Source organism: Bradyrhizobium sp. UFLA06-24, assembly GCF_054967145.1.
Genome location: NZ_JADFUE010000024.1, coordinates 72,511 through 97,625 on the forward strand (window position 1 = coordinate 72,511; position 25,115 = coordinate 97,625).

Annotated in this window: 25 protein-coding genes; 9 read left to right on the top strand and 16 right to left on the bottom strand. The window is 65.8% G+C overall.

Annotated features, from left to right (window positions below; all coding sequences use genetic code 11):
* Positions 1–54: 54 nt before the first annotated feature.
* The 3 genes from IF809_RS20480 to IF809_RS20490 all read left to right on the top strand — a co-directional run bounded on the left by IF809_RS20480 (position 55) and on the right by IF809_RS20490 (position 5,848).
* Positions 55–1,791 (top strand): methyl-accepting chemotaxis protein, encoded by a 1,737-nt coding sequence (locus tag IF809_RS20480; RefSeq protein ID WP_128967793.1) that lies wholly within the window; start codon positions 55–57, stop codon positions 1,789–1,791.
* 194 nt (positions 1,792–1,985) lie between these two features.
* Entirely contained in the window at positions 1,986–3,956 is a 1,971-nt protein-coding gene (locus IF809_RS20485) for a methyl-accepting chemotaxis protein (RefSeq protein ID WP_462838314.1), read from the top strand.
* Positions 3,957–4,159: 203 nt separating this feature from the next.
* On the top strand, positions 4,160–5,848 hold the full coding sequence (locus IF809_RS20490; RefSeq protein WP_164938831.1) for a methyl-accepting chemotaxis protein: 1,689 nt from the start codon (positions 4,160–4,162) through the stop codon (positions 5,846–5,848).
* Between the two features lie 3 nt (positions 5,849–5,851).
* On the opposite strand, the gene IF809_RS20495 is transcribed toward IF809_RS20490, so the two are convergent.
* From IF809_RS20495 to ygfZ, 6 genes are all read right to left on the bottom strand, one after another.
* The gene (locus IF809_RS20495) at positions 5,852–8,557 is read right to left on the bottom strand and encodes a DUF2339 domain-containing protein (protein WP_128967790.1); all 2,706 of its coding nucleotides are present in this window, start codon (positions 8,555–8,557) and stop codon (positions 5,852–5,854) included.
* Between the two features lie 46 nt (positions 8,558–8,603).
* A complete protein-coding gene (locus tag IF809_RS20500; RefSeq protein ID WP_128967789.1) occupies positions 8,604–9,566 on the bottom strand; it encodes an NUDIX hydrolase in 963 nt (320 codons plus the stop codon).
* 19 nt (positions 9,567–9,585) lie between these two features.
* Positions 9,586–10,092: a tyrosine phosphatase family protein gene (locus tag IF809_RS20505; RefSeq protein ID WP_092298450.1), complete on the bottom strand. Its 507-nt coding sequence runs from the start codon at positions 10,090–10,092 to the stop codon at positions 9,586–9,588.
* Positions 10,093–10,223: 131 nt separating this feature from the next.
* Positions 10,224–10,838, bottom strand: a complete 615-nt coding sequence (locus IF809_RS20510; protein ID WP_128967788.1) for a YfbR-like 5'-deoxynucleotidase — start codon at positions 10,836–10,838, stop codon at positions 10,224–10,226.
* Complete coding sequence (locus IF809_RS20515) at positions 10,835–11,461, bottom strand: DNA-3-methyladenine glycosylase I (protein WP_462838315.1); 627 nt, start codon at positions 11,459–11,461, stop codon at positions 10,835–10,837. The genes IF809_RS20510 and IF809_RS20515 overlap by 4 nt, the downstream gene beginning before the upstream one ends.
* A complete protein-coding gene (gene ygfZ, locus IF809_RS20520) occupies positions 11,458–12,333 on the bottom strand; it encodes a CAF17-like 4Fe-4S cluster assembly/insertion protein YgfZ (protein ID WP_128967786.1) in 876 nt (291 codons plus the stop codon). The genes IF809_RS20515 and ygfZ overlap by 4 nt, the downstream gene beginning before the upstream one ends.
* Positions 12,334–12,428: 95 nt before the next feature.
* On the opposite strand from ygfZ, the gene IF809_RS20525 reads away from it, so the two are divergent.
* From IF809_RS20525 to IF809_RS20545, 5 genes are all read left to right on the top strand, one after another.
* Positions 12,429–13,763, top strand: coding sequence for a dihydroorotase (locus IF809_RS20525; RefSeq protein WP_128967785.1), 1,335 nt, complete (start codon positions 12,429–12,431; stop codon positions 13,761–13,763).
* Positions 13,764–13,843: 80 nt separating this feature from the next.
* On the top strand, positions 13,844–14,713 hold the full coding sequence (locus IF809_RS20530; protein WP_462838316.1) for a sulfurtransferase: 870 nt from the start codon (positions 13,844–13,846) through the stop codon (positions 14,711–14,713).
* Positions 14,714–14,812: 99 nt separating this feature from the next.
* Positions 14,813–15,499, top strand: coding sequence for an RNA polymerase sigma factor (locus IF809_RS20535; protein WP_164938830.1), 687 nt, complete (start codon positions 14,813–14,815; stop codon positions 15,497–15,499).
* Between the two features lie 88 nt (positions 15,500–15,587).
* A complete protein-coding gene (locus tag IF809_RS20540) occupies positions 15,588–16,121 on the top strand; it encodes a DUF4142 domain-containing protein (RefSeq protein WP_128967782.1) in 534 nt (177 codons plus the stop codon).
* Between the two features lie 10 nt (positions 16,122–16,131).
* Positions 16,132–16,446: a cupredoxin domain-containing protein gene (locus tag IF809_RS20545; RefSeq protein WP_128967781.1), complete on the top strand. Its 315-nt coding sequence runs from the start codon at positions 16,132–16,134 to the stop codon at positions 16,444–16,446.
* Between the two features lie 42 nt (positions 16,447–16,488).
* On the opposite strand, the gene IF809_RS20550 is transcribed toward IF809_RS20545, so the two are convergent.
* The 4 genes from IF809_RS20550 to IF809_RS20565 all read right to left on the bottom strand — a co-directional run bounded on the left by IF809_RS20550 (position 16,489) and on the right by IF809_RS20565 (position 18,259).
* Positions 16,489–16,755, bottom strand: coding sequence for a hypothetical protein (locus IF809_RS20550; RefSeq protein ID WP_092227477.1), 267 nt, complete (start codon positions 16,753–16,755; stop codon positions 16,489–16,491).
* A gap of 141 nt (positions 16,756–16,896) precedes the next feature.
* Entirely contained in the window at positions 16,897–17,274 is a 378-nt protein-coding gene (locus IF809_RS20555; protein WP_128969442.1) for a TIGR02301 family protein, read from the bottom strand.
* Positions 17,275–17,320: 46 nt separating this feature from the next.
* The gene (locus tag IF809_RS20560) at positions 17,321–17,755 is read right to left on the bottom strand and encodes an NUDIX hydrolase (protein WP_128967780.1); all 435 of its coding nucleotides are present in this window, start codon (positions 17,753–17,755) and stop codon (positions 17,321–17,323) included.
* Between the two features lie 3 nt (positions 17,756–17,758).
* Positions 17,759–18,259 carry a hypothetical protein gene (locus tag IF809_RS20565; RefSeq protein WP_128967779.1) on the bottom strand — a complete coding sequence of 167 codons (501 nt, stop codon included), beginning with the start codon at positions 18,257–18,259 and terminating at the stop codon, positions 17,759–17,761.
* A 63-nt stretch (positions 18,260–18,322) separates the two neighbouring features.
* Between IF809_RS20565 and IF809_RS20570 the strand changes: the two genes are divergently transcribed.
* The gene (locus IF809_RS20570) at positions 18,323–19,081 is read left to right on the top strand and encodes an SOS response-associated peptidase (RefSeq protein WP_128967778.1); all 759 of its coding nucleotides are present in this window, start codon (positions 18,323–18,325) and stop codon (positions 19,079–19,081) included.
* Between the two features lie 112 nt (positions 19,082–19,193).
* Here IF809_RS20570 and IF809_RS20575 read toward each other — a convergent pair whose 3' ends face one another.
* The 6 genes from IF809_RS20575 to IF809_RS20600 form a co-directional block, all read right to left on the bottom strand.
* Positions 19,194–20,387, bottom strand: coding sequence for a CaiB/BaiF CoA transferase family protein (locus IF809_RS20575; protein ID WP_462838317.1), 1,194 nt, complete (start codon positions 20,385–20,387; stop codon positions 19,194–19,196).
* Between the two features lie 36 nt (positions 20,388–20,423).
* Complete coding sequence (locus IF809_RS20580) at positions 20,424–21,365, bottom strand: glycine reductase (RefSeq protein WP_128967777.1); 942 nt, start codon at positions 21,363–21,365, stop codon at positions 20,424–20,426.
* A 275-nt stretch (positions 21,366–21,640) separates the two neighbouring features.
* Positions 21,641–22,222, bottom strand: coding sequence for an NUDIX domain-containing protein (locus IF809_RS20585; RefSeq protein ID WP_462838318.1), 582 nt, complete (start codon positions 22,220–22,222; stop codon positions 21,641–21,643).
* A 9-nt stretch (positions 22,223–22,231) separates the two neighbouring features.
* Positions 22,232–22,663, bottom strand: a complete 432-nt coding sequence (locus IF809_RS20590) for a GNAT family acetyltransferase (protein WP_462838319.1) — start codon at positions 22,661–22,663, stop codon at positions 22,232–22,234.
* Entirely contained in the window at positions 22,660–24,087 is a 1,428-nt protein-coding gene (locus IF809_RS20595; protein WP_462838320.1) for an FAD-binding oxidoreductase, read from the bottom strand. Before IF809_RS20595 ends, IF809_RS20590 begins: the two co-directional genes overlap by 4 nt.
* A gap of 17 nt (positions 24,088–24,104) precedes the next feature.
* The gene (locus IF809_RS20600; RefSeq protein ID WP_462838321.1) at positions 24,105–25,094 is read right to left on the bottom strand and encodes an L-threonylcarbamoyladenylate synthase; all 990 of its coding nucleotides are present in this window, start codon (positions 25,092–25,094) and stop codon (positions 24,105–24,107) included.
* Positions 25,095–25,115: the final 21 nt, after the last annotated feature.

Here is a 25,115-nt window from a genome sequence, read left to right on the forward strand (position 1 = left end):
CCAGGGGCGGCCGACAAAGACCCGGCTGCATATTCCTTCCGGGGAAACACGCCCATGTTGAGACTTGTTCAGAATCTGAGGATTGGGACCAAACTGGCGATCGCGTCGGCGCTGGGCATCCTTCTGGTCCTCTGCATCATCGCAAGTCAACACATCGGCAACGGCAATGTTCGAGCGGCCAACGAGGCCGCAGTCGCGCAGCTGCAGCTGGCGCGCGAGGCGGTGGAAGCCAAGCTGGCGGCGCGCAGCATGCAGCTCGCCGTCCGCGACATCCGGCTCGCGGGCAACGCTGCCGACCTGCAGAAGGCCGGCGGTGCTCTCGTCGAGCGCTCCGATGCCTTGACCAAACTTGCCGAAGCGATGCTGAAGCAGTCACATGCGGCGGAAAACCGGACGCGGATGGAAAAGCTCAAGACCCTGGCCGCCGACTATCTCAAGGCGGCCCGGGAGGTCGCAGCGATGCGCGGCGAGGCTTTCGAGGCGACGGGGCCCGAGGCAGCTACGAAGGCAGCGCAGCTGATCGAGGAAGCCGCGCGTCTCACCCGCGAAGGGACGCTGCCGATTGCCGCGCAAATGGACGAGGTTGCCGGCCAGATCGCCGACTTCGCCACGCGCAAGAGTGAAGCCGAGATCGCCGCTTCCGTGCAGGAGATGACGTCGAGCGAGCAGATCGGGATGGTGGTCGGTGCACTTGCCATGCTCGTCCTCGTCGGCTCCTGGCTGATGTCGTTCCTGAGCATCGCGCGTCCCATTCGCGCTCTCACTGTAGCCATGGACAGGCTCGCCGGCGGGGACTTCTCCGTGGTGCTGCCCGGGCTCGGTCGTAAGGACGAGGTCGGGGGCGTGGCGGCGGCCGTCGAGAAGTTCAAGCTCGTGTCTGAACAGAAAGCGCGGGAGGAGGCGGAGGCCAAGATCAGGCAGGATCAGGTTGCCGCGGCTCAGCGTCGGGCCGAAATGCACAAGCTCGCCGACGGTTTCGAAGCAGCAATCGGCGAGATCGTCGACACCGTGTCATCGGCCGCGACCGAACTCGAAGCCTCGGCATCGACGCTCACGTCGACTGCGGAACGCGGTCAGGAGCTCACGAGCGTCGTTGCTGCCGCCTCCGAGGAGGCGTCCACCAACGTGCAGTCCGTGGCATCGGCGACGGAAGAGCTGTCGTCCTCGATTACGGAGATCAGCCGCCAGGTGCAGGAATCAGCGCGCGTCGCCAGCGAGGCGGTCGGCCAGGCCCGCACCACCACCGAGCGCGTCAGCGAGTTGTCCAAGGCGGCAACGCGCATCGGCGATGTCGTCGAGCTGATCAACACGATCGCCGGTCAGACCAATCTGCTGGCGCTCAACGCCACGATCGAGGCAGCGCGCGCCGGGGAGGCCGGCAAGGGCTTTGCGGTCGTCGCTTCCGAGGTCAAGGCGCTCGCCGAGCAGACGGCGAAGGCGACCGGCGAGATCGGCCAGCAGATCTCCGGCATCCAGGCGGCGACGCAGGAATCGGTCGGCGCCATCAAGGACATCAGCGCGACTATCGAGAAACTGTCGGAGATCTCCTCCACCATTGCTGCTGCCGTGGAAGAGCAGGGCGCGGCGACTCAGGAAATCTCCCGGAACGTTCAGCAGGCAGCCGCAGGCACCCACCAGGTGTCGGCAAACATCACCGATGTGCAGCGCGGCGCGAGCGAGACCGGCTCGGCGTCGTCGCAGGTGTTGTCCGCCGCGCAGATGCTCTCCGGTGACAGCAACCGCCTCAAGCTCGAGGTCGGCAAGTTTCTCGGTACCGTGCGCGCGGCCTGACGGCGCCGTCATTCCGCATATCCGATCTTCAATCGCCGCGTGCAAGCACGCAGCGCTTGCGCGCGTCGGTATGTCGGCGCAGCGGCCGTGCAGGCAGGGTTAACCTTCCGGAAAAGCGACGCAGGCATGATGTCCGCAATATTCCGGTGCTGAGTCGCCCGTCGCGTATTGCCTTCGTCCTTTGGAGCACATTCATGAGCGGCCTTTCCATTCGTCTCACCCACAAGGTCATGGCGATCGGATTATTCGGATTGCTGGGCCTCGTGGCGTTCGGCGCAATCTTTGAGATCGGCAGCCTTTCCCAGGATGCGTCCCGCGATGCCGCCAGCCGCGCCCGCGCGATTGCCGATCTCAACAAGCAGCTCTCGATCGAGATGCTGGAGGCCCGCCGCGACGAGAAGAATTTTCAGCAGCGCCGCAACGAGAGCTATGCCAAGGCGCATGCCGAGCTGATCGGCCCGATCGAACGTGATTTCGATGAGATCGAGCGGCTGATGTCCGCCGGCGGCATGGGTGCCTTGGCCGAGACGATGAAGCAGGCCCAGCAGGGTTTCAAGCGTTACGCGGCGGATTTCAATTCACTGGTGGCTGCCGAAACCAGGCTCGGATTGAACGAGACGCTCGGCCTGTCGGGCTCGCTCCGCGTCGCGGTGCATGACATCGAAGCGAAGCTGAAGCAGGTCGACGATCCCAGGTCGACGAGCTGGATGCTGATGATGCGCCGGCACGAAAAGGACTTCATGCTGCGGCGCGACCCCAAATATCTTGCCGAGCTGAAGAAGGCCGCGGGTGAATTCTCCAATGCGATCGAACTCGTCGCAGTCCCGACCGCGGTAATGAACGACATTACTGCCAAGCTCCAGAAATACCAGGCCGAGTTCGCAGCCTGGGCCGAGACCGCGCAGCAAAGCGCAGCTCTCGATGCCGCCATGATGAAAACCTTTCGCGAGATAGAGCCTGTCATGACCGAGGTGCGGAGCGCGGTCGAAGCCACGTACAGGCAGGCGGACGCTGCAGAAGCCGCCACCCGCGACGCCGTCAGGTTCTGGATGGTGATCGCCTTCGGCATCACCATCGTCGTTCTTGCCGCGGTCGGCTTCCTGCTCGGACGCTCGATTTCCAAGGCGTTGTCCGGCATGGTTGATGCGATGGCGCGGCTCGCGCGCGGCGAACTCTCGATTGCGGTTCCCGGCGTCGGTCGCAAGGACGAGATCGGCGAGATGGCCGGCGCGGTCGAGGTGTTCAGGACCAACATGATGGAGGCCGAGCGGCTGCGCGCCGAACAGGCCGAAGCGGATGCGCGGGCGCGCGAGCAGCGCCGGGCGGACATGAAGCGGCTCGCCGATGGATTCGAAGGCGCGGTTGGCGAGATCATCGAGACCGTGTCGTCGGCGGCTACCGAGCTTGAAGCCTCATCCAACACGCTTACGCAGGCCGCCGAGCGTGGCAACGGACTTGCGACTGCCGTGGCGGCGGCCTCGGAGGAGGCTTCCGCGAACGTGCGGTCAGTCTCGTCCGCGAGCGAGGAAATGACCTCCTCGATCTCCGAGATCAGCCGCCAGGTTCAGGAATCGGCGCGCGTCGCCGATGTCGCGGTCGGGCAGGCCCAACGCACCAATGCACGCGTCGCGGAGCTGACCAAGGCCGCCTCCCGCATCGGCGATGTGGTCGAGTTGATCAATACCATCGCTGCCCAGACCAACCTGCTGGCGCTCAACGCGACCATCGAGGCCGCGCGGGCCGGCGAAGCCGGCAAGGGTTTTGCGGTCGTCGCGACCGAGGTGAAGGCGCTCGCCGAGCAGACCGCCAAAGCCACCGGCGAGATCAGCCAGCACATCGGTGCGATCCAGACCGCGACGGAGGACTCGGTCGGCGCGATCAAGGAGATCGGCGATACCATCGCGCGAATGTCGGAGGTTTCCTCGGTCATCGCCGCCGCGGTCGAGGAGCAGGGGGCAGCGACGCAGGAGATCTCCCGCAACATCCAGCATGCCGCGCAGGGCACCTCGGACGTGTCCGCGAATATCGGCGAGGTCCAGCGCGGCGCAAGCGAAACCGGGGCTGCTTCGGCGCAGGTGCATTCGGCGGCGCAATCGCTGTCGCAGGAGAGCACCCGGCTGAAGAGTGAGGTCGCACGTTTCCTGGATTCGGTGCGGGCGGCCTGACGAGATCACCGTTCCCGTCGAATGTTGGGAACCGACCCATGGTTTGGCGTAGGTTCCTGTTAACGCCTGTTTGCGATTATGTGCCCAATCTTACGAGATAAGAACCAGCCAGCATTGTTGGAATGAATCCCACCCACCGTCCGACGCGATGGTCGCGGTGCGGATGACTTGCGCGTTGCCGGATACCATCGGAATTTGTCGTGATGTCGAAATTGTCGATCGTCTTCAAGCTGCTGACCGTGCTGTCGGTCCTCGTGCTCTCGCTCGCCGGCGTCGGCGTGGTGGCGATCGGCACCATGCAGAACATCAATTCCCATACCGTGGAGATCGCCGAGAGCTGGTTGCCGAGCGTGCGTGCGCTCGGCTCGATGCGCGCAGATATCAACGAACTGCGCGTCGCGCTGCGTCTGCATCTGATGCAGGACACCGCCGAGGGCAAAGAAGCGGCCGAGAAGCGTCTGGCTTCGCTGCAGGCGCGAATCGACCAGACCCGCAAGGTCTACGAGCCGCTGATCACCTCCGCCGAGGAGCGTTCGCTCTACGGGCAGTGGAGCAAGGCGTGGGCGGAATATCTGAACGGTGTACAGGACGTGATGGCGCTGTCGCGCAAGAGTCCCGGCAAGTTCCCGGCGGACGCCAACGAGATGTTGCAGACCAAGGTCGCGAAGATGGCCCAGGCGGCCGACCCGCTGCTGCAGAAGGGCATCGAGCTGAACAACCACGGCGCCGAGCTGGAAACGAAGCAGGCCGCTGACAGCTACGCTACCATCTTCCGCGTGCTGGTCGGCATCATCGTCGCTTCGGTCGCGCTGGCGATCGGCGCCGCCTATTATCTCGTGCGCGACGTCTCCAGCGGCATTGCGTCCATCATCAAGCCGATGCAGTCGCTCGGCGAGGGCGACCTCACGGCCGAGGTGCCGCATCGTGGCGAGCGGACCGAGATCGGCTCGATGGCGGATGCGCTCCAGATCTTCAAGGAGGCGTTGATCGCCAAGAAGGCTGCCGACGAGGCCGCCGCAGCCGACGCCGAAGCCAAGATCGAACGCGGCCGCCGCGTCGACGCCATTACCCGCAAGTTCGAAACCATGATCGGCGAGGTTGTCGGGACGGTGTCGTCGGCCTCGACCGAGCTCGAGGCCTCGGCGTCGACGCTGACCAACACGGCCCGGCGCGGACAGGAGCTGGCGACCGTCGTGGCCGCGGCTTCGGAGGAGGCGTCCACCAACGTGCAGGCGGTGGCATCCGCTTCGGAGGAACTGTCGTCCTCGATCACCGAGATCAGCCGCCGCGTGCAGGACTCCGCGCGGATGGCTGCGGAGGCCGTGGAACAGGCCACGCGGACCAACGCGCGAGTCAACGAGCTGTCGCAGGCGGCCGCCCGCATCGGCGACGTGGTCGAACTCATCAATACGATCGCTGGCCAGACCAATCTGCTGGCGCTGAACGCCACCATCGAGGCGGCGCGCGCGGGCGAAGCCGGCCGCGGCTTTGCCGTCGTTGCCTCCGAGGTCAAGGCGCTGGCCGAACAGACCGCCAAGGCAACCGGGGAGATCGGGGCGCAGGTCTCGGGTATCCAGGCCGCAACGCAGGAATCCGTCAGCGCCATCCAGGAGATCGGCGGCACGATCGAGCGCCTGTCCGAGGTGTCGGCGGCGATTGCCGCCGCGGTCGAGGAGCAGGGCGCGGCGACGCAGGAGATCTCGCGCAACGTTCAGCAGGCCTCGGTCGGCACCCAAGAGGTCTCCACGAACATCACCGATGTGCAGCGCGGCGCGATCGAGACCGGCGAGGCCTCGGTCGAGGTGCTCTCGGCGGCGAAATCGCTGGCGTCCGACAGCACGCGTCTCAAGGTCGAGGTCGCGCAGTTCCTGGAGTCGGTCCGCGCGGCCTGATCGTCAACTGCCCGTCTGAGGCGCCGGCGGTGGTGTGACCTGCCGCCGGAACAGGATGCGCTGGTAGAGCCAGCCGATCGCCACCAGTACGATGCCGAGGCACATGAAGGACAGCGCCCGGTAGACGCCTGTGAGCGTCGACATGTCGATCACGAAGGCTTTCAGGACCGTCAGTGCAATGACGGCCGCAGACGCCAGCCGTGCGCGCTCGGAGTTGACTGTTATGCCGACACCGAGCAGCACGACGCCGAAAGCGAGCCAGCCGATCGAATAGGTGTATTGCTCGGCCCCCGTGGTCTCGCCGCTGTCGAGGAACGGACCGTGATAGAAGCGGCGGATCTCCAGCGTGAGGTAGGCGAGTGCGAACACCAGCGCGCCGCCCGCGATCGTGTTAGCGTAAACCTTGCCGCGTTCGCCGGCCGCCGCATAGGCGAGCAGCAACATCAGCACCGCCGGCAGCCCGTAACCGAGCAGCAGCAGGTTGAACACTGCGCCGCCGACATCGATGCGCCAGATCAGCGGGTTTTCCAGGATCAGGAGGCCGAACACGCTGACGAGGCCGGCGATCGCGGTGAGCACGACCGCGCCGACATTGTGCACGATGCTGTGGCTGCGCAGCCGCAACCGCTCCAGCCCGATCGCCATGGCCAGCGCCACGCAGACCTGCAAGGCGGCCTCGAGCAGTGACGGCGTTGCAATGATGTCGCCGCCGGTTGCGAGATGGCGGACCTCCATGAAGGCGAGCAGCGCAGTGAACAGGATCGCGGCAGCTTCCACCATGCGCAGCGGCGCGTCGTCGCCGCGGCGGCGCAGGAGGATGCTCGCCCCCCAGAACGAGGCCGCGGGCAGGCCGTAGCCCCACAGCAGCCAGTTCAGGATTGGCGTCGTGCCGACGGCATCGCCGACGATGCGCGGATCATAGACGATGCGTGCGGTGACGATCGCGGCGAAGATGGCGGCCAGCCAGCGCAGGAACGGGATCGGCCGCTGCATCGCAATCCAGGCCGTGCCGAGCGACATCAGCGCCAGTGCAATGGTGAGCCAGCCCTTCTCCAGCGCGAAGGTCAGCGCCAGCGCCAGCGCGCCGAGCGTGCCGGTGGCAAACAGCGCCGTCGAGATCGCAAGGCCCGGCCGGGTCTCGCGGCGGGTCAGCGCTTCCGTCGCAGCGCCAAGGCTGGCTGCGAGCAGCACCGCCAGGATCGCGAACGGGATCGAGCGATCCAGATGAGCGATGCGGGCGTAGAGGGCGATCAGGATTGCGATCGGCGTGGCGACGCCCGCCGCCGACCACACCACGGGGATGATCGCCGAACGGGATCGTCCCTGCGCGAAGAAGCCCGCGATGCCGAAGCCGGCGGCGAAGATTGCGGCCATCACCAGATGCTGCGTCACCGCGCTGTCGGTCGCGGTCGGCGCGATGCCCGGCATGGGGCCGCCCGGCAGCACCAGCATGTCCGGATTGGCGCGCACGGCCCATTCGGCGAACACGATGAACACGGTCGCGGCGGCCGCCCCCAGCGCGCCGACGGCGGACTCCGCGCGCCAGGCGACGAACAGCGTCGCCGCAACGAGAAGCGTGAAGGCGATCAGCGAGAGATCCGCATGAGCGCTCGACAGCACGATCAGCATTGCGCCGAACAGATAAGCACCCAGCGCGCTCGATGAGACCGGCTCGATCTGCCCGTCCTCGATATCAGGGCCGAACGTGAATCCGCAGACCACGAGCAGTGCGGCGAGTACGAAGCCCGCGATCGCATGGAAGGCGTGCGGCGCGACCTGCAGCTCGCCGGTGTCGAGGCCCGGGAAGATCCAGAGCACGGCGAAGACGATGGTGGTCACGGCGAGCCAGCGCCACAACCGGATACGGGCGAGGCCAAAGCTCGCGGCGGTGACGATGGCGAGATAGATGTACAGCGCCCAATAATCCGGCTTGTCGCTGGAGACGAGCACCGGAGTTGCGAAGGCGCCGACCACGCCGAGGCCCGCGAGGGCCGGCCCGTGCAGCAGCGCTGCCGCCAGCGTGCCCATCGCAACGATGCCGAGCAGCACGAAGGCGGTGGCAGGCACGAGGAAGCCATAGAGCGCGTACGCTGCATAGACGGTTGCGAACGCGACCGCCGTTCCGGCCGCGGTCAGGATCGCGGGGATGTTGGCGATCGGCAGTGCCTGAAGGGTGGAGATGCTTTCCTTGCGCCGCGTCCATTCGCCGGCGGCGAGCAGCGCGGCCGCGAACAGGCCGCCGAGGAACACGCGCACGCCGGGACCGAGCAGACCCGCCTCGATCGAATAGCGCACCATGAAGAAACCGCCGAGCGCAAGCGCAAGGCCGCCGATCCACACCACCCAGCGCGTGCCCAGTCGCTCCTCGAAGCCTGGTGCCGGTGCGGGCAACGGCGGCGGCGCATCGGCTTCGGGGCTGGCCTGGGGCGGGGGCGGCGCAGCCTCTTCCATGACGAGCGGCGGCGGTGCGACGTCGACCTCGGCCTCAGCTTCGGGTGCAAGCGGTGGCGGTTCTGCCGTGGGCGCGCTCACGTGCTCCTGCACGGGCAAGGGCGGCGGTGGCGGGACCTGTCGCTGCGCCTGCAACGCGGCTTCCAGCGAGCCCAGCCGCCGGCGCAGTTCGGTCGTCTGGTTCGACGCCTTCAGCGCGATCAGGAAGGCGACGATCGCAATCATCACCGCAAAGACGTCGAACGGGGCGTCGAACATAGGGCCTCCAGGCGATCGGCGGGCAGGGGCCGATCGCAAACTTGATCTAGCGCCGGGAGCGTACGCGCAAGCCCGGGGCGGGTCGCTCCTGGAGCACGTCACGGCGGAAGCGATAGAGCGCCGCCGGTCTCCCGCCCGTCTGTGTCGACATCACGCCGGTCGGTTCGACCAGGGCTTCGGTTTCGACAAGGCGGCGGAAATTCTGCTTGTGCAGGTGGCGGCCGGAGATCGCCTCCACCGTGTACTGCAACTCAGTGAGTGTGAACTCGGCGGGCAAAAGTTCAAACACCACGGGCCGATACTTGAGTTTTGCACGCAGCCTGGCGATCGCGGTGGCGAGGATCCGGCGGTGATCGAACCGCATGGAGGTGCCGAGCGCGGGCAGCGCCTTGCGCGCCAGTGCCGCAGGCCGGCCGTCGCGCCTGGCCTCCTCGACGAGGCCGGCCTCGTACAGGAGCTCGTAGCGGTCGAGCACGCGCTCCTCGTCCCAGGCAGCACCCTCGAGACCGAAATAGAACCGCACGCGATCCTTCCGCGGCAACGCGCGGGTGGTCTCCGCCGGCTCCTCCTCGGCCCAGGCGGTCAGCGCCGGGATGATGTCGCGGGCAATGATCGCGGGGGGCGCCTCGCGCCGGTCTTCCCAGGGGAAGAAGCGATACCAGGGCTCGAAGCTCGCCGCATTCGCGGCGCCTTCGGCTGCGCGCGTCAGCGCCAGATAACCGATCGACACCATATGCGCGCCGATGTCGCCGGCCTCCGCATGGCGGCCGCGATCACCAAAGGTGTAGAGCTGCTCGACATAGCCGAGCCGCAGGCCTGCCTGTTCCTCGACCCAGGCGCGCAGGCCGATCTCGAAGGTGCGATGGCTCGGCGCATCGAACGGACCGAACGGGAGGCCGGCGAGCCCGTCGCTGCCCCGCGCGGTGAGCACCAACGGCTCGTGATCCTCGATCGCGACGATCGCGGCAGTCAGGCCGATCTCGATCGGCGTCAGCAGCTTGTCGCTCATCCCGTGACGATCGCTGATGTCATTCGAGCTCGATCACGAAGGGGCGGCCTTCGACCAGCATCTCGCCTGGGCCCATCTCGTCGAGAGCGCGCAGCATACGGCCGTTACGCCCCAGCGCGCGGTCGGCAAGGCTGACGATGCGCCGGTTCGGCGAGGCGACCGGAGATGCTGCTCGGATCTTCTTCGCGATCTCGACCTCGTCGCGATCGGGATTGAGCGCGCAGACGGCGGCGAATGCGCTCGCCGTCGAGCGGCTGATGCCGGCATAACAATGCACCACCAGCGGTGCGCCGCGATCCCAGCCGCGCACGAAATTCAGCACCTGATCGATGTGAGCTTCGGAGGGCGCGACAAAACCGTCCATCTCCTCGGTGATATCGTCCATCGACACCTTGAGATGGTTGGCCGGCAGCACCGACACCGGTCGCGCCACCTGCTCGACATTGGCCATCACGGTCAGCACATGACTGGCCCCGGTGCGGCGGACGGTTTCAGGGAGGGCGGCGAGCGAACAGACGTGGATCATGGCGGACCTTTTGGGCGGTGATTATAGCCGGTGCCGTAGGGTGGGCAAAGCGAAGCGTGCCCACGTTCCCGGGCGCAGGCATCCGAAGACGTGGACACGGCGCAAGGGCGCCCTTGCCCGCCCTACAGCACCTACGCAAACACGGCGCCGAACCGCTCCAGAAATTGCTTCTCGGCCCGCGCCGCCGTCCAGGGCGTCAGATAGTCGCGCCTGACACTGTCGGAGAGGCCCGGATCCTTGCCGAACAGGCGCTTGGCCTCGCTCTCGCTGAAACCGGCAAGCTCGGTCGCCTCGAGATAAGCCGCGCCGCGATCAGCGGCCTTGATCGCTAACGTGATCTCGTTCGGCAGCACCGGCGGCAGGCTGAAGCGGATGTGGATGGCACCTAACAGGCGCTTCTCCACGGCCTTGTAGTGGCCGTCGAGGACGGCCTTGAAAGGCGAGATCATGTCGCCGATCACATATTCGGGTGCATCGTGCAGCAGCGCCGCGAGCCGCATGCGCGCATCGACGCGCGGCATCTCGTGCCGCAGCACGGTTTCCACCAGCAACGTGTGCTGCGCAACCGAGAAGATGTGCGCACCGGTGGTCTGCCCGTTCCAGCGCGCGACGCGTGCGAGCCCATGCGCGATGTCGGCGATCTCGACGTCCAGCGGCGAGGGATCGAGCAGATCGAGCCGCCGGCCCGACAGCATGCGCTGCCAGGCGCGGGATTCCGCGCCGGGTGCAGTCTTCTTCGCGGTCATTTGGCCTTGAGGCGCGGCTTGCGCTGCATCTTGCTGCAGGTCGCATGGCAATGGCAGTCGACGAGATGGTCGTTGACCATCCCGGTCGCCTGCATGAAGGCATAGACGATGGTTGGACCGACGAATTTGAAGCCGCGCGAGGACAGCTCCTTGGAGATCTGCACCGACAGCGGTGTCGAGGCCGGCACGCTGGCCGTGGTCTTGAAATTGTTGACCTTGGGCCTGCCGTCCATGAAGTCCCACAAGAGCTTCGAGAACCCCGGGCCCTTTTCCATGATGTCGAGATAGGACTTCGCGCTCAGGATCGTGCCCTCGATCTTGGCGCGGTTGCGGACGATGCCGGCGTCGTTCATCAGCACGTGCACCTTTTTGTCGGTGTAGCGCGCGATCTTCTCCGGCTGGAAATCGTCGAAGGCTTTACGGAAATTATCACGCTTGCGCAGGATCGTGATCCAGGAGAGGCCGGCCTGAAATCCGTCGAGGATCAGCTTTTCATAGAGCGCGCGGTCATCGTACTCGGGCACGCCCCATTCGGTGTCGTGATAGGCGACATAGAGCGGATCTTCGCCGGGCCAGGGGCAGCGGGTCTTTCCGTCGGGGTGCAGGCGGGGAGCACGGCTCATGCGGTGGGTTGCTTTGCGGGAATGCGGACGACGTCGGGTTCGGCGAGCTTCACGGCGAGGCCGCCGGCGGTGAGCGGCTGGCCGGCATCGAGCGCGTCCGCAAGGCGGTCGATCCGCACCAGTGCGATGCCCTTGCCGCGGGCGCTCGAGCCGATCGTGCCGACCGGCTTGTCGCCGGCGAGAATGGTCGCGCCGGCCTCGGGCGAAGGACCGTCGAGCAGCACCTTGACGCTGCGGGTGCGCGCGGTGCCGCGATGCTGCATGCGCGAGACAACCTCCTGGCCGACATAGCAACCCTTGTCGAAATCGACGCCGGCGAGACGGTCCATGTTGGTCTCGTGCGGGAACGCGTCGCTGTACATGAAATCGAGGCCGCCGCGCGGCACCCCGAGCGCGATACGGTGTGCTTCGTAGTCGGACGCGTCGACCAGCTCGGCGCCGATGAGATCGGACAGTTTTTGCTTGAGATCTTCAGGGATCAAAATGCGGATGCCAAGCTCGCCATTGCGCGGGTCAGTGAAGGCGAGGTCCGGCTGCGCTGCCGGCGAGCCGTCCCAGGCCGCGAGCACGCCGAGATCGAGGATGTCCACAGTCACCTTGGCGCGCAGCTTGTAGAATTTCAGCTTGGTGGCGAGGGTGTCCGCCAGTGCCCTGGGGCAGTCGATCAGGAACCCGCCGCCATGGCCGGCGGGCGCTTCCGTGATCAGGAAATCCACGATGATCTTGCCCTGCGGCGTCAGCAGCGCACCGAATCGGCCGAGGCCCGGCTTGAGCCTGTCGAGATCGGTCGTGATGAGGCCGTTGAGGAAGTTGCGTGCGTCATCGCCCGCGACCTTGATCACGCCCCGGTCGGGAAGAAACGCTGATTTCATGCGAAAATCTCTTGCGACATGGTGCTCCGGAACGTAAGCCCGCAGGGCATAAACGACAAGACCTCGAGCCCTGCGCTTGGGGATGAGAGAGGCCCATGACCCAGCGTTTCGATGTGATCCTCAGGGGCGGCACCGTCGTCAACCAGGACGGCGAGGGTGTCCGCGATATCGGCATCACCGGCGGGCGTATCGCCGAGCTGGGCTCGCTGTCGCAAGGCTCCGCCGCCGAGGTGATCGACTGCAAGGGCCTGCACATCCTGCCCGGCGTCATGGACACGCAGGTGCATTTCCGCGAGCCGGGGCTGGAGCACAAGGAAGACCTCGAGACCGGCTCGCGCAGCGCCGTGATGGGCGGCGTCACCGCGGTATTCGAGATGCCGAACACCTCGCCGCTCACAGTGACCGAAGCCACCTTCACGGACAAGGTGAAACGGGCCCATCACCGCATGCATTGCGATTTCGCCTTCTTCATCGGCGGCACGCGCGAGAACGTGCAGGACCTGCCGGTGCTGGAGCGCGCACCGGGCTGCGCCGGCGTGAAAGTCTTCATCGGCTCCTCGACCGGCGCGCTGCTGGTGGAGGACGACGAAAGCCTGCGCCGCATCTTCCAGGTGATCCGCCGCCGTGCCGCGTTTCACGCCGAGGATGAGTACCGTCTCAACGACCGCAAGTCGCTGCGCATCGAGGGCGACCCGCGCTCGCATCCGGTCTGGCGCGACGAGACCGCGGCGCTGATGGCGACGCAGCGCCTGGTCAAACTCGCGCACGAGACCGGCAAACGCATCCACGTGCTGCACATCTCGACCAAGGAAGAGATCGAGTTCCTGCGTGACCACAAGGATGTCACCTCCTGCGAGGCGACGCCGCATCATCTCACGCTGGTGGCCCCCGAATGTTACGAGCGGCTCGGCACGCTGGCGCAGATGAACCCGCCGGTGCGATCAGCCGATCACCGCGCCGGCATCTGGCGCGGCATCGAGCAGGGCATCATCGACGTGCTCGGCTCCGACCACGCCCCGCATACGCTGGAAGAGAAGCAGAAGACCTATCCCGCTTCGCCTTCCGGCATGACCGGCGTGCAGACGCTGGTGCCGCTGATGCTCGATCACGTCAACGCGGGCCGCCTGTCGCTGGCACGGTTCGTCGATCTTACCAGCGCCGGCCCCGCGCGACTCTACAACATGGCTTGCAAGGGCCGCATCGCCGCCGGCTATGATGCCGATTTCACAGTGGTCGATTTGAAACGCAGCGAAACCATCACCAATAAATGGGTCGCGTCGAAAGCCGGCTGGACGCCGTATGACGGCTTGCGCGTCACCGGTTGGCCCGTCGGCACGTTTGTGCGCGGCACGCGCGTGATGTGGCAGGGCGAGCTGGTGACCCCGTCGCAAGGCGAGCCGGTGCGGTTTCTGGAGACGCTGAAGCAGTAGGGGGTGGGGCGCAGGCTGCTCCCCACTCGCAATGACGAGGGGAGAGGTCTACACTTCCTCTTGAACGGGAGTGCAGTCCAGTGGCCCAGCCATCATCCCTCATCACGACCGAGCAACTCGCCGCTGTCCTCAGCGACCCCGACCTTCGCCTCTACGACTGCACGACCTATCTCGAACCCGCGCCGCCAGGCAGCCACGTGCCCTATCGCGCCGTCCCCGGTGACAAGACCTTCGCCGCCGGCCACATCCCCGGCGCCGATTTCCTCGACCTGCAGGGTGAGTTCTCCGACACCTCTGCGCAGCAATTCTTCATGATGCCCGATGTGGCGCAGCTCGAAGCCGCCTTCGGCCGCCACGGTCTCGATGCGAGCAAGACCATCGTGCTCTACAGCATCGGCACCATGATGTGGGCAACGCGGTTCTGGTGGATGTTGCGCTCGCTCAGCGTCGACGCGCGGGTGCTCGATGGCGGCTTCGATAAATGGAAGGACGAGGGGCGCGCGGTCGAAACAGGTGCCTCGAAGGGCTATCCGGCCGCGACCTTCAAAGCCGTGCCACACCCCGGCTTCTTCGTTGACAAGACCATTGTGAAGGCCCGGATCGGCGATCCCTCGACGATCATCGTCAACGCGCTCGGGCCGCAATATCATCGAGGCCTCGAGCCGAGCCGCTACGGCCGGCCGGGCCGCGTGCCCGGCAGCGTCAATGTACCGGCTGCAACGCTCGTCAATGCCGACAAGACCTTGGCCCCGCTCACCGACGCCCAAGCCAAATTCACCGCGGCGGGCGTCACCCGCGACAAGAACGTGATTCTGTATTGTGGCGGCGGTATCTCGGCGACGATCGACCTGCTGATGCTGACGCAGCTGGGCTACGATCGGCTGACGCTCTACGATGCCTCCATGGGCGAGTGGGCGAGGGACCCGGCGCTGCCGATCGAGACAGATTAGGCGGAGGATCTTACCTCCCAGGGAAGGGTTAGAAAGTCGGGAACCTTTCCTGCCGGCCGGCATCCAATGTCCGGAACAAATGGAGACAGGGTGATTGCCATGCAACGGACCGCAGCCGGCCTGTCCGCCGGCGCAAGAACGTCGGAAGCCGAATTGATCGATCGGGCGCGCGATCGGGACGAGGCTGCGCTCCGCGAGATCATGCAGGCGAACAACCGCAGGCTCTATCGCCTCGCGCGCGGCATCCTGCGCAGCGACAGCGAAGCCGAGGACGTGGTGCAGGAGACCTACGTCCGGGCCTTCACCCATCTCGACGGCTTCAAGGGCGAGTCCGCGCTGTCGACCTGGCTGTCCCGTATCGCCATCAATGAGGCGCTCGGACGGGTACGAAGCGCAAAACCGCATGTCGAGCTCGGTGCGGTACCGGAAGAAGCGCTCGAGGCGCAGATCATCAAGTTTCCCGTTTCTCCCGCAGGCGATCCGGAAAGGACCATGGCCCAACGTGAAATCCAGCGCGTCGTCGAGCGCGCCATCGACGAGTTGCCGGATGTCTTCCGCATGGTGTTCGTCGCCCGGGTCATGGAGGGCATGAGCATCGAGGAGACGGCCGATCTGCTCAGCGTCAAGCCCGAGACCGTGAAGACGCGGCTGCATCGGGCCCGCACGATGTTGCGCGAGAATGTCGAGAAGGAGATCGGCCCTGTCATGATGGACGCGTTTCCATTCGCCGGCTGGCGCTGCGAGCGCCTGACCGTGGCGGTGCTGAAGCGTCTCGGTGTCGGCTGAAATTTCTCGGGAACGTTTGCGCCAAACCTCCATCCAATTCCTGTGAAGCGACGCCGGCGAAACGTCCGGCAGCACAGGAGTGTCAAACATGTTCGTTCGTCGGAGCGCGGCGATCGCCGCAGCCATTCTGTTGTCCAGCCCCGTGCTGCTGCAAGGCGCGCGGGCTGCAGACAAGCTCACCGATCCGCAGATCGCCCACATCGCCTACACTGCTGGCGTGATCGACATCAACGCGGCCAAGCAGGCGCAGAAGAAGGCCAAGAACAAGGACGTCAAGGCGTTCGCCGAGGACATGCTGCGCGACCACGAGGCTGTCAACAAGCAGGCGCTGGCGCTGGTCAAGAAGCTGAACGTCACGCCTGAGGACAACGACACCAGCAAGGCGCTGTCGAAGCAGGCGAGCGACAAGCTGGCCGAGCTCGACAAGCTGAACGGTGCGGCCTTCGACAAGGCCTATGTTGCCAACGAGGTCGCCTACCACAAGACGGTCAACGGCGCGCTGGAGACCCAGTTGATTCCGTCCGCCAGCAATGCCGAGCTGAAGAGCCTGTTGCAGACCGGCCTGAAGATTTTCCAGGGCCATGAACAGCATGCCGAACACGTCGCGGCCGAGCTGAAGTAAGGACCGTGCGATGAGGCTGGGACGGCTATCTTCGATCGCCCTTGTCTTCGCGACGACCGCCGTCCCGGCGCACGCCGGGACCATCGAGATCACGATGCAGAATCTCGTGATCTCGCCGGCCGAAGTGTCGGCGAAGGTCGGCGACACCATTCAATGGATCAACAAGGACGTCTTCGCCCACACCGCCACCGCGAAGAACGGCGATTTCGACGTGAATCTGCCGCCCAACAAGTCGGCCACATCAGTGCTGAAGAAGGCGGGAACGGTCGACTATTACTGTCGCTATCATCCCAATATGAAAGCGACGCTCAAGATCGCGCCGTGAGGAATGGCCGCGCCCGTATGGCGCGGCTGTCTTCGGCGGATCTTATTGCCTTGCAAGGCAGACCGAGAATTCGCCGTTGCGAATGCGGGCGGGAAAGCCCTCGACGAACTTCGCCACCGCGTCCTCGCCATAGGTGCCGACGAGTTCGGCCAGCGCCGCAAACAGGCTCGCCTGGGCCAGGCAGTCGCCATCGACGCCGTCATGGCGCGCCTCGGCCCAGGCCTCGTTCAGATAGCTCAAGGCGGCCTGTTTCTGCTCGTGGTCGGGCAGCGGCGCGCGGGCGGGGGCGTAGGAAATCGGCTGGCTCATGAAACTCGATCAGGGCTGGGGCGCGATCCACGGCGATGCGCTGCACGAAGAGGTGTAGCACGGGCATTAACGACCGCTAGGCCACATCTTTAAGAACGGTTAACGGCTGTGAACAAAGTCGATGACAGAGTTCCGACGAGCTCAGTTCGCGTAACGCGCCGTCAAGTCCCGCGAGATCTTCGAGCCTTCCTCGATGTAGCGGCGGATCGCCACCGTCGCTGCCGGCGTGCAGCTCCGGTAGGTCTGCTGAAAGCCGTTATAGCCGCGGTTGAACCCGGCGATCATGCGGGTGCGGCGTTCGCCGGAGGGGGTTTCGGCATCGATCAGCGCCTGCATCTCGTTGCGCCATTTGTTGCCCTCGTTGGCGCCGCAAATACCACGCAGGTAATGCAATCCGCCGAGGATCTCGGCCAGCCGCTGCAAATCGGCGTCGAACGGCGCTGCCGCGTCCTGGGCCCGGACGGGCGCGGAAGCGCAGGCGAGAATCAGGGCTAAAATGGCTAGAAATCGCGTCGACATCGGCGGGCTGTATGCCCCTTCAGGGCTGACGACGCAAGGCGGGCGCTCAGGGGCCAATCAGCCGGTGGGCGGACTGGATAATCTCCTCCAGCCCTCCTGTCAGCTTGAGGTCGCCGAGGCTGCCCAGGGCATCCGGGGCGATCCAGCTGAAATCGTCGAGCTCGTCGTTCAAAGACGGTTCCCTGGCCGTCCAGCGGGCGGCAAAGGACATGATCAGATAATGGCCGGCGCCCGGTGCGGCCGGCAGCACCTCGCGCCAGCCGGCAAGCCCGACGATCTCGATCTCGAGCCCAGTTTCCTCGTCGACCTCCCGCCTCAGCGCCTGGTGCAGCGATTCGCCGAACTCGACCCGGCCGCCCGGCAGCGAATAGAAGCCTTGGGCGGGCGAGCGGGCGCGGCGGGTCAGCAGCACCTTGCCCTCGCGGAAAATCGCGGCGCTAACCGCGATCTGGGGATGAGTGGGCTGGGGGACCGAAGCCACGGTTCAGTTCGCCATGATGGTGTCGACGTCGGCTTCCGCGCCGCCATTGATAATGCCGCCACAGGCTGCGATCAGAGGCTTGACCCAAGCCGTCGCCTGTTCGGCGAGGCGGACACGGGTCGCGTCCTTCTCGACCTCGCGCATGGCCGAGCCGACCGCGGTCAGGATCGAGGTCATGGTGTCGGTGATGTGGTCGAACTGGGCCCGCACGGTGGGATCGGCCTTCTCATAGGCTTCGATGGCGAGATCCCGGGCCTTGAAGTTCGAGGCCGTAAAATGCTCGGCATAGGACAGCGGCGACCAGGTCAGAAAGTCCTCGGCGCATTCCGGCATGTCCGGGATCATCTCCAGGAGCATCACCGCTTCATTGAAATGGTTGAGATAGTCGGTGGCAAGCCCGGTCCGCGGGTTGATATTGGCCACGCGCAGCCGTTCCGCCCAGGCCGCAGCCTCAGGGCCCGTCTGTACATGCGTCCGCGCGGGTTGGGAGGCCATTGAGCTCATCGGCCGCAGTGTTAACGTTCGGGGTTAAAAGGACCTGAACGCACCCTATATAGACGCTTCGAGATGTGTGGACGCTTCGTCATAACTTCGGCCCCCGCGGCTTTACGGCAACTGTTCGGCTATATCGAGCAGCCGAATTTCCCGCCCCGGTACAATGTCGCGCCGACGCAACCGATTCCGGTCGTGTTGGTCGAGAATGGCGCGCGCCATTTCCGCCTGATGCGCTGGGGATTGCTGCCGAGCTGGGTGAAGGATCCCAAGGGCTTTACGCTGCTGATCAACGCGCGCTCCGAAACGGTGCTGGAGAAGCCGGCCTTCAAGAAAGCGATTCGCCGGCGGCGCGGCCTGATCCCGGCCGACGGCTATTACGAATGGAAGGCGGAGGACGGCCGCAAGCAGCCGTTCTTCATCCACCGCGCCGACGGTGCGCCGCTCGGCTTTGCCGCGGTGTTCGAGACCTGGATCGGGCCGAACGGCGAGGAACTCGACACGGTTGCGATCGTCACGGCGGCCGCGGGCGAGGATCTCGCCGCGCTGCATGACCGCGTGCCCGTGACCATCGGTCCTCGCGATTTCGAGCGCTGGCTCGATTGCCGTGGCGACGAGATCGACGCGATCCTGCCGCTGATGACCGCGCCGCGCATCGGCGAATTCGACTGGCACCCGGTCTCCACCCGCGTCAACCGCGTCGTCAACGACGACGAGCAGCTATTGCTGCCGATCAGCGCGGCAGAGATCGAGGCTGAGGCGGTGAAGCCAAAGAAGGTCGCGCGGAAGGCGGCCACCGTGTCGGCCGATGACGGGCAGGGGTCGTTGTTTTAGCCCCGTTTCCGTGGGGTGGGCAAAGCGAAGCGTGCCCACCATTGCGTGTTGAGGAAAGAGAGATGGTGGGCACGGCGCGTTGCGCCTTTGCCCATCCTCCGGTAACGGAGTTCTAAACGATCTCCCTTGCCCTCAGTGCCGCGATCTCCGCCGCATCAAACCCTAAATCGCCGAGCACCGCATCCGTATCCGCGCCCAGCTCCGGTGCCATGCGATCGAGCTTTCCGCCACCATGCGCGAGCTTGAACCCGCTGCCGGCAAAGCGGAGGCGGCCGTAGGGCGTATCGAGCTCCTGGATCGCGCCGCGTGCCTTCACCTGCGGATGGTCGATTACCTCCTCGACCTTCCAGATGCTGGCGCAGGGCGCGCCGGCGTCTTCCAGGATCGTCTCCCATTCGCGCGCGGGTTTGGCGGCGAGTGCCTCCTCGATAATGGCACGCAGCGCCGGTTCGTTCTCGTTGCGTGAGAACCAGTCGGCGAAGCGCGGATCCGACAGCGTGTCCTCGCGGCCGAGCGTGGTCATCAGCGCGCGGTACTGCTTCTCGTTGTTGACTGCGAGCAGAATGTAGCCGTCACCGGCCTTGAACAGATTCGCCGTCGTCTTGCGGCTCACGGCCTGGTTGCCCGACAGCTGCTGGCGATGGCCGGCGACCGACCAGTCCGCGATCTGGCCCGACAAAAACGCCAGCGTCGCCTCCAGCATGGAGACGTCGACGAGTTGGCCTTTGCCCGTGCGGTCGCGCTGGTAGAGCGCGCTCGACACCGCGAATGCGGCCGTCGCGCCCGAGAGAACGTCGCACACCGCAAAGCCTGCGCGCGTCGGTCCGGTCTCGGGGTGACCGGTAATCGCCATGATGCCCGACAATGCCTGCATCTTGCCGTCATAGCCGGGTCGCAGGCGGTCCGGTCCGGTCTGGCCGAAGCCTGACACCGCGCAATAGATCAGCTTTGGATTGATCGCGGAGAGCGCTTCATAGCCGATGCCGAGCTTGTCCATGACGCCCGGGCGAAAATTCTCCATGACGACGTCGACTTGTGCCGCGAGCTTCTTCACGATCGCGATCGCCTCGGGCTTTTGCAGATCGAGCGTCAAGCTCCGCTTGTTGCCGTTGATCGCCTGGAACGCCGGCGCCAGCCCGCGCTCGGCCCATTCGCGCGAGAGCGGCGTGCGGCGCATGTCCTCGCCCTCGCGCCGCTCGACCTTGATGACGTCGGCCCCTAGCAGCGCGAGCTGGTAGCTCGCATAGGGGCCGGCGAGCACTTGCGTGAAGTCCAGGATTTTCACGCCCTCGAATGGTCGCGTCACGTCGCTCTCCCTGTTTGCTTTGGTTATTGGAGGACGTCAGGCGGCGCGATTGCCGCGCGCGATCTCCTTCTGCTTGTCGAATTCGGCGCGGCGGCGCGCCAGTTCCTCCGGAGACAACTGCGCGACGTTGTTGTAGTCGAGCTTCCAGGACGCGTCCTCGCTCCAGCGCAGCGGCGACTGCATCGTGGTCTGCGGCCCGCTCGCGGTCTCCAGCAGCCTCAAGGCCAGCTCCAGCGTCTGCGCCTGCGAGGCGACGTCATGCGGCTTGCCGGCGGAATTGCCGAGCGGGAAATCAGAGAACAGGTAGCGCGGGACAGCGGCGTGCTCGATGATGTCCTTGGCGCAGCCCATGATGACGGTCGGAATCCCGCCTGCCTCCAGGTGCCGCGCCACCAGCGCCGTGGTCTGGTGACAGACCGGACAGTTCGGCACCAGCACGGCGACGTCGATCTTGTCCGCGAGACAGCGCGCCAAGATCTCCGGCGCGTCGGTGTCGAGCGTGACGCGATGGCTGCGATTGGTCGGGGCGCCGAAGAAGCGCGGAGCGACTTCGCCGATGCGGCCGGCAGCCGACGCTTTCAGCAGCTGCGGCAGCGGAAACCAGGTGCCGCTGTCGGTGGCCGAGGTGTGCTTGCGGTCGTAGCCGATATGGGAGATGCGAAGGTCGTGCGGCTGCGACGTGTCCCCGTCATAGACTTGGTAGAACTTCGCGCTGCCATTATACGCCGCGCCCGGCCCCTGGTCGCCCTTGGCGGGATCATAAGGCGCCGCCGTAGTGATGATCGTGACGCGAGACTTCGCCAGCGGCTTCTTCAGCGGCTGAAACGGCGCCGCGGTGTAATGCGCCCAGCGATACGGCGTGGTGTAGCCGATGGCCGCGTAATAGTCGCGCGTGCGCTGCATATAGGGAATGGGGGAGTCGTAGTCGGGCGCAAAGCCGAATTCATCGTCGCGCGGGGCGGACGTCTCAGCTGACATGGGCGCGTCTCCTGGTTCTTGTTGAGCGCCAGACTAGAGATAGTTTTCGGGTTGCTCAACGGGGGGAGCGCCGGCGCAGGTCTGAATTGCATGCGCTATGGCTCGCCGCGCGGGAGGTGCGCTCCCTCGCCCCGCTTGCGGGGAGAGGTTGGGGCGAGGGGGAGCCTCCGAGAGGACGGTGAGAGTTGGGTTCGCGGAGGCTCCCCCTCACCCGAAATTCGCGCTACGCGCAAATTCCGACCTCTCCCCGCAAGCGGGGCGAGGTGAAGATAGCTCTATCTGAAGATATGCAGTGCCACGTATTGCAGCAGCATGATCGCCTTGGCGTCGATGATGCGGCCATCGGCGATCATTATCAGCGCCTCATCGATGGAAAGCTCCAGCACCTCGATGTCCTCGCCTTCGTGCGCGAGCCCGCCGCCGGCGCTGACGCGCATCGAAGGCTCGTACTCCGCGACGAAGAAATGCAGCTTCTCGGTGATGGCGCCGGGGCTCATGAAGGCCTCGAACACTTTTTCGACGTGATGCAGGCGATAGCCGGTTTCCTCCTCGGCTTCGGCGCGGATGCGCTCCTCGGGCTCGGCGTTATCGAGCACGCCGGCGGCCGCTTCGATCAGGAGGTCGTCATAGCCCCGGATGAAGGCGGGCAGGCGGAACTGGCGCACCAGGATCACGCTGCGTTGAGCGCGATTGTACGGCAGCACGGCGGCGGCGTTGTCGCGCTCATAGGTCTCGCGATGCTGCGTCTGCCACTCGCCGCTGGCGCGCCGGTACTCGAACGTCGTCTCCTTCAGGGGCGTCCAGTTGTCCGAGAGCACGCGGACGTCCTTGATGCGGACGCGATCGGAAATGGTCATTGCTGTCTTTCAGTGTTCGCGGCCGTCGAGCCACTTCTGGAACATCACCGAGGTCGATTCCTCGAAGCCGAGCGACTGATAGAACGCGTTGGCTTGCGCATTCTCGCGGCGCACCAGCAGCTGGAGCTTGGCGATGCCGGCCGCGCGCAGCCAATCCTCGGCGGCTGTCATGATCGCCCGGCCAAAGCCTCGCTTGCGCCCATCGGGATCGACCGCGACGTAATAGACCCAGCCGCGATGGCCGTCATGGCCGACCATGACGGTCGCCACGATCGCACGGACGTCGCGGCCGATCAGCACGGTCGAATTGTCGCGCCGCCGCGCCAGCGCGATGTCGGCGTGCGGATCGTTCCAGGGGCGCGTCAGGCCGCAGCGCTGCCACAGCGCCACGACGTTCTCGACATCGGCATCTTTGATCGCTTCGATTGCAAGAACGCTCACAGCACCTTCCCCGGATTCATGATGCCGAGCGGGTCGAGCATCGTCTTGATCGACCGCATCAGCTCGATCGCGGTCTTGTCCTTCACCTCCGGCAGTTCGTCGCGCTTGAGCACGCCGATGCCGTGTTCGGCCGAGATCGAGCCGCCCATGCGCAGCACGATCTCGAACACGACGGCGTTCACCTCGTGCCAGCGCGCCAGGTAATCGGCGGCGTTGGCGCCGATGGGCTGGCTGACATTGTAGTGCAAATTGCCGTCGCCGAGATGCCCGAACGGCACCGGCCGCGCGCCGGGGATCAGCTTCACCACGGCGGCGTTGGCTTCCTCGATGAAGGCGGGCACGGCGGCCACGGGCACCGAAATGTCGTGCTTGATCGAGCCGCCCTCGGGCTTCTGCGCCGCCGACATTTCCTCGCGCAGCTTCCAGAAATTGTTGCGCTGGGCGAGGCTGGCCGCGATCACGGCGTCGTCGACGATCTCTTCTTCCATGGCGCGGGCGAGGATCGTCTCCAGCGGCGTACGGGCATCGTCACTCGCAGAGGACAATTCCATCAGCACGTACCAGGGGTGCTTCTCTGCGAGCGGATCGCGCACGTCGATGCCGTGGCGCACCGAGAAATCGACCGCCATCTCCGACAGCAGCTCGAAGCTCGTCAGCGCATTGGCGGCTTCGCTCTGCGCGATGGTCAGCAGTTTGAGCGCTGCCGCCGGCGATTTCAGCCCGACATAGGCGGTCTCGACCGCACGCGGCTTGGGAAACAGTTTGAGCGTCGCCGCGGTGATGATGCCGAGCGTGCCTTCCGCGCCGATGAAGAGGTTGTGCAGATTGTAACCGGTGTTGTCCTTCTTCAGCTTGGACAGCACGTTGAGCACCCGTCCGTCGGCGAGCACTACCTCCAGCCCCAGCGCCATCTCGCGCGCCACGCCATAGGCGAGCGCGGCGGTACCGCCGGCATTGGTCGAGAGATTGCCGCCGATGGTGCAGCTTCCCTCTGCGCCGAGCGACAGCGGAAACAGCCGGTCCACGTCCGATGCCTTCGTTTGCGCGACCTGCAGGACCACGCCGGCTTCGCAGGTCATGGTGTTGGAGGCGGTGTCGACCTCGCGGATCTTGTCCAGGCGTCGCAACGAGACCACGACCTCGCCATTATGCGGCGTCTGCCCGCCGACGAGACCGGTGTTGCCGCCCTGCGGCACCAGCGCGATCTTGTGCGCGGAGGCGAGCTTGCAGATCGCGGAAACTTCGGCGGTCGAGCCCGGACGCAGCACCAGCGGCGAGCGGCCGTGGAACAGATTACGCTCTTCGGTCACGTAAGGCTGGATGTCGGTCGCATCGGTGATCGCATGACGATCGCCGACGATCTTACGGAATTGGTCGATCAGCTCGGGCGCGAGCGGCGGGGTAGCGGATTGGTTGATGTTCATTGTCTCGTCTTCCACTCTTATCTCGCAACAGCCGCGCGCCGCAGCCGGTCGTTGATCGCTTCGCCCAGACCTTCCTCGGGAATTGCCATCACGGCGATCGCCCGTGGGCTCTTCGCATCGAGCGTGCGAAGATAGCCGAACAGATTGGCGGCGGCTTCATCGAGATCAGCCGCGGGCGACAAATTCATGACAGCGGCGGCGGCGTCCTGGCCGGGCAGGCGCGCAGGGCCGAACGCCAGCAGCGCTTCATCAGGCGCAACGTCCCCCGCGCGAAGCCGCACGGTCGTGCGCGGGGCGTAATGCGAGGCCAGCATGCCCGGGGCCAGCGGCTGGCTGTCGCCGCTGTCGGCCTCCACGGCCGGCCGCGCCAGGCTCGCGCCGAGCACCGCCTCGATCCGTTCGCGCGATAGCCCGCCCGGGCGCAGCAGCATCGGCGTCTCGAAGCAGCCGACAATGGTCGATTCCACGCCGACCGCGACTGGTCCGCCGTCGACGATCAGGTCGATCCGCCCGGCAAGATCGCTCTCGACATGGCCGGCCAGCGTCGGTGAGACGTGGCCCGAGATGTTGGCCGACGGCGCCACCACCGCCCCGCCGAACGCGCGCAAGATCGCCTGCGCTACCGGATGGGCGGGAATGCGGATCGCGACCGTGTCGAGGCCTGCGGTGGCAAGATCGGCCACCGGACAATTCTCCGTCTTCGGCACCACCAGCGTCAGCGGCCCCGGCCAGAACGCCTCGGCAAGCCTGAGAGCGCGCGCATCGAACCGGCCGATCCGCTGCGCGGCGGCGAGGTCTGCGACATGGGCGATCAGCGGGTTGAAGGCCGGCCGCCCCTTGGCGCTGTAGATGTGGGCGACGGCCGTGGCGTTGGCGGCGTCCGCGCCGAGCCCATACACCGTCTCCGTCGGAAACGCGACCAGCCCGCCGGCGGCCAAGGTCCCGGCGGCGGCCTCGGCGGCAGCCGCGCCGGCCGGCAAAATCAGCGTCTCAAGACCCGTTTTCACAGGGATAAAATTCCTCATCTC

Coding starts and splice junctions, on each gene's coding strand:
- IF809_RS20490 (WP_164938831.1), top strand. CDS start 4,160: ATGTCGAAATTGTCGATCGTCTTCAAGCTGCTGACCGTGCTGTCGGTC.
- IF809_RS20595 (WP_462838320.1), bottom strand. CDS start 24,087: ATGAACATCAACCAATCCGCTACCCCGCCGCTCGCGCCCGAGCTGATC.
- IF809_RS20480 (WP_128967793.1), top strand. CDS start 55: ATGTTGAGACTTGTTCAGAATCTGAGGATTGGGACCAAACTGGCGATC.
- IF809_RS20555 (WP_128969442.1), bottom strand. CDS start 17,274: ATGTCGACGCGATTTCTAGCCATTTTAGCCCTGATTCTCGCCTGCGCT.
- ygfZ (WP_128967786.1), bottom strand. CDS start 12,333: ATGAAATCAGCGTTTCTTCCCGACCGGGGCGTGATCAAGGTCGCGGGC.
- IF809_RS20515 (WP_462838315.1), bottom strand. CDS start 11,461: ATGAGCCGTGCTCCCCGCCTGCACCCCGACGGAAAGACCCGCTGCCCC.
- IF809_RS20495 (WP_128967790.1), bottom strand. CDS start 8,557: ATGTTCGACGCCCCGTTCGACGTCTTTGCGGTGATGATTGCGATCGTC.
- IF809_RS20570 (WP_128967778.1), top strand. CDS start 18,323: ATGTGTGGACGCTTCGTCATAACTTCGGCCCCCGCGGCTTTACGGCAA.
- IF809_RS20585 (WP_462838318.1), bottom strand. CDS start 22,222: ATGACCATTTCCGATCGCGTCCGCATCAAGGACGTCCGCGTGCTCTCG.
- IF809_RS20580 (WP_128967777.1), bottom strand. CDS start 21,365: ATGTCAGCTGAGACGTCCGCCCCGCGCGACGATGAATTCGGCTTTGCG.
- IF809_RS20550 (WP_092227477.1), bottom strand. CDS start 16,755: ATGAGCCAGCCGATTTCCTACGCCCCCGCCCGCGCGCCGCTGCCCGAC.
- IF809_RS20525 (WP_128967785.1), top strand. CDS start 12,429: ATGACCCAGCGTTTCGATGTGATCCTCAGGGGCGGCACCGTCGTCAAC.
- IF809_RS20565 (WP_128967779.1), bottom strand. CDS start 18,259: ATGAGCTCAATGGCCTCCCAACCCGCGCGGACGCATGTACAGACGGGC.
- IF809_RS20505 (WP_092298450.1), bottom strand. CDS start 10,092: ATGATCCACGTCTGTTCGCTCGCCGCCCTCCCTGAAACCGTCCGCCGC.
- IF809_RS20510 (WP_128967788.1), bottom strand. CDS start 10,838: ATGACCGCGAAGAAGACTGCACCCGGCGCGGAATCCCGCGCCTGGCAG.
- IF809_RS20500 (WP_128967789.1), bottom strand. CDS start 9,566: ATGAGCGACAAGCTGCTGACGCCGATCGAGATCGGCCTGACTGCCGCG.
- IF809_RS20485 (WP_462838314.1), top strand. CDS start 1,986: ATGAGCGGCCTTTCCATTCGTCTCACCCACAAGGTCATGGCGATCGGA.
- IF809_RS20540 (WP_128967782.1), top strand. CDS start 15,588: ATGTTCGTTCGTCGGAGCGCGGCGATCGCCGCAGCCATTCTGTTGTCC.
- IF809_RS20535 (WP_164938830.1), top strand. CDS start 14,813: ATGCAACGGACCGCAGCCGGCCTGTCCGCCGGCGCAAGAACGTCGGAA.
- IF809_RS20545 (WP_128967781.1), top strand. CDS start 16,132: ATGAGGCTGGGACGGCTATCTTCGATCGCCCTTGTCTTCGCGACGACC.